Source organism: Flavobacterium sp., from assembly GCF_035760125.1.
Lineage (GTDB): Bacteria > Bacteroidota > Bacteroidia > Flavobacteriales > Flavobacteriaceae > Flavobacterium.
The window spans coordinates 1-6,732 of record NZ_DASTTN010000425.1 but is presented as its reverse complement, the minus strand read 5'-3'; the positions used below and the strand labels follow the sequence as shown (position 1 = coordinate 6,732).

Annotated in this window: 5 protein-coding genes and 1 pseudogene; 4 read left to right on the top strand and 2 right to left on the bottom strand. The window is 33.4% G+C overall.

Features of this window, described 5'->3' with window-relative positions; genetic code table 11:
* Positions 1-243, top strand: a pseudogene (locus VFS71_RS14965) (PorT family protein); the annotation flags it as partial.
* A 14-nt stretch (positions 244-257) separates the two neighbouring features.
* On the opposite strand, the gene VFS71_RS14960 reads toward VFS71_RS14965, so the two are convergent.
* Complete coding sequence (locus VFS71_RS14960; protein ID WP_326402236.1) at positions 258-986, bottom strand: RNA methyltransferase; 729 nt, start codon at positions 984-986, stop codon at positions 258-260.
* Between the two features lie 47 nt (positions 987-1,033).
* On the opposite strand from VFS71_RS14960, the gene VFS71_RS14955 reads away from it, so the two are divergent.
* From VFS71_RS14955 to accD, 3 genes are all read left to right on the top strand, one after another.
* Positions 1,034-3,664 (top strand): BamA/TamA family outer membrane protein, encoded by a 2,631-nt coding sequence (locus tag VFS71_RS14955; RefSeq protein WP_326402234.1) that lies wholly within the window; start codon positions 1,034-1,036, stop codon positions 3,662-3,664.
* Between the two features lie 72 nt (positions 3,665-3,736).
* Complete coding sequence (gene fbaA, locus VFS71_RS14950; RefSeq protein WP_326402232.1) at positions 3,737-4,804, top strand: class II fructose-bisphosphate aldolase; 1,068 nt, start codon at positions 3,737-3,739, stop codon at positions 4,802-4,804.
* 72 nt (positions 4,805-4,876) lie between these two features.
* A complete protein-coding gene (gene accD, locus VFS71_RS14945; RefSeq protein ID WP_310009174.1) occupies positions 4,877-5,731 on the top strand; it encodes an acetyl-CoA carboxylase, carboxyltransferase subunit beta in 855 nt (284 codons plus the stop codon).
* A 35-nt stretch (positions 5,732-5,766) separates the two neighbouring features.
* Here the strand turns inward: accD and VFS71_RS14940 are convergent, their stop codons facing one another.
* Complete coding sequence (locus VFS71_RS14940; RefSeq protein WP_326402230.1) at positions 5,767-6,651, bottom strand: cupin-like domain-containing protein; 885 nt, start codon at positions 6,649-6,651, stop codon at positions 5,767-5,769.
* Positions 6,652-6,732 lie beyond the last annotated feature (81 nt).

Below are 6,732 nucleotides of genomic sequence, written 5' to 3'. Positions count from 1 at the left end.
AATGCAAAATCCTTAGACGACAATCTAGAAGAGCGATTTAGAGTAAAAAGCTGGACCACCAATTACGAGTTGGGTTTTGGGATTGATATTTTTTCAGAATACTTTATATTTTCTCCATCTATTAGAGGGCAATTTGGAATTTCTGACGAATTAATACGTGACAAAGATCCTAACAGTCCTTGGACAGGTAATATTGAGGCTATGAAATCGAGAGGCTTTTTGATTAATTTTACCTTTCACTAAAATTAAGCCACTTTTTAATTTTGTCTTCTGAATTCACTTAGGATAATGGCTGTTGCAGTAGCCACATTTAGACTTTCGGTGATTTGAAGATCTCCAAAACGTGGAATGGTAAGCCTTTTCGTAATCAGTTTTTCTATATTTTCCGAAATTCCGTTGGCTTCATTTCCCATAACAATAATGCCTTCTTGAGGCAAAGTCGTTTTGTAAATGTTTTCACTGTCCATAAAGGTTCCAAAAACAGGTAATTTAGTTTTTGTTATAAAGGTATCTAAGTCAACATAATTGACATTTACTCTCGCAATAGAACCCATTGTGGCCTGAACGACTTTCGGATTATAAATGTCAACCGTCTCTTTTGAGCATATCAGTTGTTGGATTCCAAACCAGTCACACAACCTTAGAATAGTGCCCAAATTACCAGGATCACGGATAGAGTCAAGTGCAACAACAAGTCCAGACTCAATAATTTTGCTCTCTAAGGGAATTTTGAATACTGCTAAACAAGTATTTGGAGTTGACAAAGCGCTAATTTTATTCAACTCATTTTCTGAAATAACACTCCTTTTATTAGAAGTAACATCAGTAAAGTCCTCATTGGTTGTGTAAAGATGTTCTAATTCAAAATTTGATTTTACTAATTCTTGAATTACTTTTACACCCTCGGCAAAAAACAATTGATTTGCAAAACGATGTTTTTTTTGTTGCAAACTGGATATAAGCTTTATTTGGTTTTTACTAAGCATAAAAAAATGTACTTTTGAATTAAATATTCTATAATACGAGTCCCCTCATGAATAAATTTTTTTCTTCCTTTAAAACAAAAAAGCGGTTTGCTGGGTATCTTGGGCAATCCATACTTTTTGAGAAGAAAAAGAATCTTGCAAAAATATCATTATTTATCCTAATTAGCGTTCTTTTCTATGCTTGTAATTCAGAAAAGAGGGTTCCTGCTAGAAAACAGCTTCTTGTTAAAAACGAAATTTTTGAAAACGGTAAATTACTCAAGAATCAAACTATATATGATCAATTGTATCAGCAGCCAAATAGTAAAGTACCTGTAATAGGGTATCGCTTTCTGCTGAATTTATATAATTTGGCCAACCCAAATCCTGATTCTACATTTAATTTAAAATATTTAAACAATAAAAAGAAATACGATAGGGAAGTTAAATGGCTTTCTGCAAAACAAATAGAAGGGCTTCGTAAATCTTTTTGGTATCTTGGGAGACATAATTTTTTAAAAGAAACAGGGGAAGCGCCTGTAATTTTGGATACTATAAAAGCTAAAAAATCACTTACGCGACTTAAAAGTTATTATTTTAACAATGGCTATTTCGACGTAGATGCCACCTATAAGCGAGACTCTTTGGCTCCTAAAAGTGCCCAATTAAAGTACTATTTAACAACTGGGAATCCTTATTTTATTGATTCTTTAAGAACGGCAATTGAAACACCTGCTTTAGACTCTATTTATAAAACTTCAAAATCACTTATCGTTCCGGGAAAACAATATAAAACTGAAGATTTTGAAAGTGAGAAAAATCGAATAACGACTCTTTTTAGAAACCATGGAGCCTACCGTTTTCAGGCTAATTATGTGACTTTTGATATTGATACAATAAATAAAAAAGACAAAGCCAGCATAACTTTGAATGTTGGAGATTATTCCTATCAGGAAAATGATTCTACCAAGACAGAACCATTTAAATTGTATAAAATCAGCGAGATTAAAATCTACACCGATTATAAGACTGAAAGACATAATTTGGCAATTAAAGACAGTGTGACCTATAATAACATGAATTTGTACGGTTATGAAAAAATAAAATACCGTCCGCATGCTATAACAGATGCTGTTTTTTTAACTAAGGGAAGTCTTTTTAATGATAATAAAACTGTTTTGACTACTCGGTATTTGAATAATCTAAAGGTGTTTAATTATCCAACCATTCAATATCAGGTTGATCCTAAAGACACATTGGGTCAATCCTTAATTGCCAAAATTTATTTAACTCCACGTAAAAAATACAGTTTTGGCTATACTTTGGATGTTACCCATTCGAATATAGAAGATTTTGGGATTACTGGTAGTATTACTGAAACAATAAGAAATGTTTTTAATGGTGCTGAAACCTTAGAGCTTTCGGCAAGAGGAAATATAGGGGCTTCAAATGATATTGCTGATTCAAATGATAGTTTTTTCAATGTTTCAGAATATGGCTTAGATGCGAAACTAAACTTTCCGCGAATTCTATTTCCCATTAAAACGGAAAAAATAATTCCGAAAAGCATGATACCATCCACGGTTGTTAGTCTAGGTCTTTCCAAGCAAACCAATATTGGATTAGATAAAGAGAATTTTACAGGATCGCTTTCTTATAATTGGACTCCTAAAAAGAACACTACCACGAGATTTGACCTTTTGAATTTTCAGTATGTTCGTAATTTGAATCCCGAAAATTATTTTAATGTTTATAATAGTTCCTACGATGCTTTAAATGACATTGGGAAAACATATAATACCAATCCAACTTATGTTGATGACCAAAATAATTTGATTATTGAAAGCGGGACCTCTGGTTTCACAAAAGATGTTTTAACGTTACAGACAGTTTTGCGACCAGATGATCAAGAATACCAAGACGTAAGCAATATTGAACAACAAAGGATAAGACTTACGGATAATGATTTTATTTTGGCTACTAATTTTAATTTTACCAAAACAAGTAAGAAAGATTTACAAGACAATACCTTTTATACTTTTAGAACCAAAATTGAATCTGCTGGAACATTACTATCTTTAATTTCAAACGTAAGTAATATACCTAAAAACGGAAATGGGAATTATGAAATTTTTAATTTGGAATACTCGGAATATATAAAAACAGAATTTGATTATATTAAACATTGGAATGTAAATAAGGCAAATGTTTTTGCGATGAGAGCTTTTTTCGGTATCGCCATTCCTTATGGAAACTCTAATTCAATTCCTTTTTCAAAGAGTTATTATGCGGGTGGAGCCAATGATAATAGGGCTTGGCAGCCTTATAATTTGGGACCGGGAAGTAGTTCCTTTTCTAATGACTTTAATGAAGCCAATATGAAAATTGCAATCAGTGGAGAGTACCGATTTCTAATTACTGGAAAATGGAATGGAGCTCTTTTTGCTGATGCCGGGAATATTTGGAATGTTTTGGATGTGGTTAACTATGAGCCTGCAAAATTTAATTCGATAGAAGATTTAAAAGAAATGGCTTTGGGTACTGGATTTGGTGTACGATATGATTTAGGTTTTTTTGCTGTTAGGGTCGATATGGGATTCAAAACATACAATCCCGCCTTAGAAATGGGCGATAGATGGTTCACTCAATATAATTTTGCAAATTCAGTATTTAATTTTGGTATCAATTACCCTTTCTAAGTGCTAATTAATTCTTATTTTTGCAAATTATAATCTAAAAACTAAAAAAAAACAATTAAAAGAAAAATTACAATGGCACACAATATCAAACCCGGAGTGGCTACAGGAGATCAAGTACAAGAGATTTTCAATTACGCAAAAGAAAAAGGATTTGCACTTCCTGCTGTAAACGTTGTTGGATCAGACACAATTAACGGAGTATTAGAAACTGCAGCTAAATTAAAAGCACCAGTTATTATTCAATTTTCTAATGGTGGAGCACAATTTAATGCTGGGAAAGGACTTTCTAATGCTGGAGAAAAAGCCGCTATCGCAGGTGGTATTGCTGGAGCAAAACACATTCATACATTAGCAGAAGCATACGGAGCAACAGTTATTTTGCATACTGACCACTGTGCTAAAAAATTATTACCTTGGATTGATGGATTGTTGGATGCTTCAGAAGCGCATTTTGCAGCAACTGGAAAACCATTATTTTCTTCTCACATGATTGATTTATCTGAAGAGCCAATCGAAGAAAACATCGAAATCTGTAAAGGTTATTTAGAAAGAATGAGCAAAATGGGAATGACTCTAGAAATCGAACTTGGAATCACTGGAGGTGAAGAAGACGGTGTAGATAACTCTGATGTTGATAGCTCAAAATTATATACTCAACCGGAAGAAGTTGCTTTCGCTTACGAAGAATTATCAAAAGTTAGCCCAAGATTTACAATCGCTGCCGCTTTTGGTAATGTTCACGGTGTTTACAAACCAGGAAACGTAAAACTGACTCCAAAAATCTTAAAAAATTCTCAAGATTTTGTACAAAATAAATTCAACACAGGACACAATCCAGTTGATTTTGTTTTCCACGGTGGATCTGGTTCAACATTAGAAGAAATCAGAGAAGGAATTAGCTACGGAGTTGTAAAAATGAACATTGATACTGATTTGCAATTTGCATTTACCGAAGGTATTCGTGACTTTATGGTAAACAATATTGATTATCTTAAAACTCAAATTGGTAACCCAACTGGTTCTGATTCTCCGAACAAAAAGTACTACGATCCAAGAAAATGGTTGCGTGAAGGTGAAGTAACTTTCAATACAAGACTTGAGCAAGCATTTGCTGATTTAAATAATGTGAATACACTATAATTTTTTACATTTCGGATTTTAGGTTTCAATGCGAAATCTAAAATTCGAAATTTTGATCTAAAATAATAAAAAATGGCTTGGTTTAAAAGAAAAGAAAAAGGAATCACTACGGCTACTGAAGACAAAATGGATATTCCAAAAGGGCTTTGGTACAAATCACCTACAGGGAAAATTATCGACGCTGAAGAATTAGCTCGTAATCTATTTGTAAGTCCCGAAGATGGTTTCCATGTTAGAATTGGGAGTGAAGCCTATTTTGATATTTTATTTGACAACAATGAGTTTGTTGAATTAGATAAAAATATGACTTCTAAAGATCCATTGCATTTTGTTGATACCAAGAAATATGCAGATCGATTAAAAGAGGTTATGGATAAAACCCAACTTAAAGATGCAGTGCGCACTGGAGTTGGAAAATCCAAAGGGAGAGAATTAGTAATTTGCTGTATGGATTTTGCCTTTATCGGTGGATCTATGGGGGCAGTTGTAGGAGAAAAAATTGCAAGAGGAATTGATCATGCGATCAAAAACAGATTGCCTTTCGTAATGATATCCAAATCTGGTGGTGCCAGAATGATGGAAGCTGCTTATTCTTTAATGCAATTGGCAAAGACATCTGTAAAATTGGCACAACTAGCCGAAGCTAAATTACCTTATATATCACTTTGTACGGATCCAACTACTGGAGGAACAACTGCTTCTTATGCAATGTTGGGAGATATCAATATTTCTGAGCCAGGTGCCTTAATTGGTTTTGCTGGTCCACGTGTGGTAAGAGATACAACAGGTAAAGATTTACCGGAAGGATTTCAAACTGCCGAGTTTCTTCTCGAACATGGTTTCTTGGATTTTATTACGCCTAGAAAAGAATTGAAAGATAAGATTAACTTATACATCGATTTGATTCAAAACAATGATATTAGATAAATGAAAATCCCGAGCAATCGGGATTTTTTTTATAACTAACTTTTTGGTTTGTTATTTTTAAGTTCTTTTTCGGCTATTTTAAACACCAGTTTTTCTCTCCATTTGGCATAACGACCTTTGAAGGTTACTTTTATGGCACTGTCTACTGCGCCGTGCATGAACAAACTCCAAACACTAGCCATTTTACGAGTAATAGATCGATCCCATGCACGAAGCGTTAGGGAGAAAGAGCCATCAATATAGCGCATCCAGTGCCACATTCCCGTTGGCATAAACAACGTGTCGCCATGTTCTAGGAAAACTTCATAACCTTCAACTCCTTTTAGAGCAGGGAATTTTTCGAAATCAGGATTAGCAACATCATAATCTTCTAAGGCATAAGTGGTGTTAGGAATGCAATAAAGTCTTTTTTTCCATTTATTATCAAATAATATAATGTGTTTTCTTCCTCCAAAATGAGTATGGAAAAGATGAGGTAAGTCGATGTCATAATGTAAAAAGGTGATGGCCCGGGAGCCTCCAAAAAACATAGCAGGCATGCTTTCGATAAATCCGCCCATTAAGTCTTTTGGAACTTTTACATCATTAAGTAATTCGGGTTTGTGTTTGAAAAGATTAAAGAAAAAAATACGCAAGTCTGTAGGTTCTCTTTTTATTAAATCCAGATATTCGCCAAATTTCATACTGGCGATAGAGGCATTGATCACTTTGGTTGGATCTGCTTTGGAATTATCCACTAGTTTTACTTCAATATCTCCAGCAATTTGCTTGAAATAATCGGTTGACCATTTTTCTCTTGCAGGCCAATCCTTGGTTAAACCTTTTATAATTAATGGCTTTCTTTTATCTAAATAGTTTTTTTTAAATTCTTCTCTAGAAATAGACTCAACAGTATCAACAGGTTTTAGGATAAAGCTCATTTATTTATTAGTTTAAATATGTATGCTTAAAAATACCTAATTATTTTTAAGCATCAAAATTTACAATTAAATAACAAAAAT